4 protein-coding genes are annotated in these 2,263 nt (G+C 62.6%); all 4 read left to right on the top strand.

Annotated elements, in window-relative coordinates; genetic code table 11:
• Positions 1–626: ACP S-malonyltransferase (locus tag ENZ74_RS29685; RefSeq protein ID WP_164761305.1), on the top strand; the 626-nt coding region annotated here is incomplete at its 5' end.
• A gap of 59 nt (positions 627–685) precedes the next feature.
• Positions 686–1,423, top strand: a complete 738-nt coding sequence (fabG, locus tag ENZ74_RS29690) for a 3-oxoacyl-[acyl-carrier-protein] reductase (protein WP_013532516.1) — start codon at positions 686–688, stop codon at positions 1,421–1,423.
• 211 nt (positions 1,424–1,634) lie between these two features.
• Positions 1,635–1,871 (top strand): acyl carrier protein, encoded by a 237-nt coding sequence (locus ENZ74_RS29695; protein ID WP_006203723.1) that lies wholly within the window; start codon positions 1,635–1,637, stop codon positions 1,869–1,871.
• A 34-nt stretch (positions 1,872–1,905) separates the two neighbouring features.
• The coding region (locus ENZ74_RS29700) for a beta-ketoacyl synthase N-terminal-like domain-containing protein (protein ID WP_281059746.1) at positions 1,906–2,263 on the top strand (358 nt) is incomplete at its 3' end.

Genomic DNA, 2,263 nt, shown 5'->3' on the forward strand with positions numbered 1-2,263 from the left:
TCGTTTCGGTTGCCGATGCCGCCAGGCTGCTGCGCATCCGCGGCAATGCCATGCAGGCGGCGGTGCCGGCCGGCGAGGGCGCCATGGCGGCGATCATCGGATTGGAACAGGCCGATGTCGAAGCCGCTTGCGCGGAAGCCGCCAAAGGCTCCGTCTGCCAGATCGCCAACGACAATGGCGGCGGCCAACTGGTCATTTCCGGCGCCAGGGCCGCGGTCGAACTGGCGGCGAAACTGTGCACTGAGAAAGGCGCCAAGCGCGCACTGATGCTGCAGGTGTCCGCGCCCTTCCATTCGGCGCTGATGGCGCCGGCCGCGAACGTTATGCGCGACGCACTCGCCGGTGTGACAAAGAATGCGCCGGTCGTTCCCGTCCTCTCCAATGTCACGGTCAGCCCGACCAGCGATCCGGACGAGATCGCCCGCCGCCTGGTCGAGCAGATAACCGGCCGCGTACGCTGGCGCGAGACCGTGGAGTGGTTCGGCGCAAATGGCGTCACCACGCTTTACGAGATTGGCGCCGGCAAGGTGCTTTCGGGATTGGCGCGGCGCATCAACCGCGACATCGCCACTGCGTCGGTCGGCTCGGCGGCTGAGGTCGAGGCAACGCTAGCAGCGCTTGCATAAAGCCCTATTTGATCCCATTCCCTGCAAAGGGGTGTTCTCTTCTCAATCAGGAGACAAAAATGTTCGAATTGACTGGCCGCAAGGCGCTCGTCACCGGCGCATCGGGAGGCATCGGCGAGGCGATCGCCCGGATGCTGCATGCGCAAGGCGCGATCGTCGGCCTGCATGGCACCCGCGTCGAGAAACTGGAGGCGCTGGCTAGCGAGCTTGGCGACCGGGTCAAGCTGTTCCCGGCCAATTTGTCCAACCGTGACGAGGTCAAGGCGCTCGGCCAGAAAGCCGAGGCCGATCTCGAAGGCGTCGACATCCTGGTCAACAACGCCGGCATCACCAAGGACGGGCTGTTCGTGCGCATGTCGGATGCCGATTGGGACAGCGTGATCGAGGTCAATCTGACCGCCGTTTTCCGGCTCACCCGCGAACTCACCCATCCGATGATGCGCCGCCGCCATGGCCGCATCATCAACATCACCTCGGTGGTCGGCGTGACCGGCAATCCCGGCCAGACCAATTACTGCGCCTCCAAGGCCGGCATGATCGGCTTCTCCAAGTCGCTGGCGCAGGAGATCGCCACCCGCAACATCACAGTTAACTGTGTTGCACCAGGCTTCATCGAATCGGCAATGACCGACAAGCTCAACGACAAGCAGAAAGAGGCGATCATGGCGGCGATCCCGACGCGGCGCATGGGCACCAGCGTCGAAGTCGCGTCCGCCGTCGCTTATCTCGCCTCCAACGAAGCCGCCTACGTCACCGGCCAGACCATCCACGTAAATGGCGGCATGGCTATGATTTGAACGAGGTTCTGCAGCAACGCCGGCGGGTTGTGTAAAGAGACCATTTCGGCTTGGACCTCAGCTATTTTTCGTGTAATGCGGCCCGCAACCCGGCGGTTCGGGCAAAAATCGGTCCGTAGTCGTTGCGTTTCCGGCAGGACCATCTTTCAGCTTGATTAGCGGCATTCTGCCCGCTAACGAAGACAGACAAACAAAAGACGAGGATGCCCAAATGAGTGACACCGCAGAGCGCGTCAAGAAGATCGTCATCGAGCACCTTGGCGTCGATGCCGACAAAGTGACGGAGCAGGCGAGCTTCATCGATGATCTGGGCGCCGACAGCCTCGACACGGTCGAACTCGTCATGGCGTTCGAAGAAGAATTCGGCGTCGAGATCCCCGACGACGCGGCCGAGACCATCCTGACCGTCGGCGATGCCGTGAAGTACATCGACAAGGCTTCGGCCTGACGCTTTCTGCAGTCATCACCGGGGAGGACCTGCGATGAGGCGTGTCGTCGTCACGGGCCTTGGCTTGCTGTCGCCGTTCGGCATGGGCTTCGAGCACAGCTGGAAGGAGCTTCTGACCGGCCGCAGCGCTGCCAAGCGCATCACCGAGTTCGAGGTGGAGGACCTTGCTTGCAAGATCGCCCACGTCATTCCGCGTGGTGACGGCAGCAATGCCACCTTCAATCCCGAGGCCGTGCTCGAGCCGAAGGAATTGCGCAAGATCGGCGACTTCATCCTGTACGGGATTGCCGCCGCCGACGAGGCGCTGAAGGATTCCGGCTGGGAACCCAAGACGCATGAAGAGCAATGCGCCACCGGCGTCCTGATCGGCTCCGGCATCGGCGGCATCGAGG

It is taken from the genome of Mesorhizobium sp. M7A.F.Ca.CA.002.15.2.1 (assembly GCF_003998715.1).
Taxonomy (GTDB): domain Bacteria; phylum Pseudomonadota; class Alphaproteobacteria; order Rhizobiales; family Rhizobiaceae; genus Mesorhizobium; species Mesorhizobium ciceri.

Excerpts from the sequence above, each read along its gene's own strand:
- fabG (WP_013532516.1), top strand. The coding sequence starts at position 686 with ATGTTCGAATTGACTGGCCGCAAGGCGCTCGTCACCGGCGCATCGGGA.
- ENZ74_RS29695 (WP_006203723.1), top strand. The coding sequence starts at position 1,635 with ATGAGTGACACCGCAGAGCGCGTCAAGAAGATCGTCATCGAGCACCTT.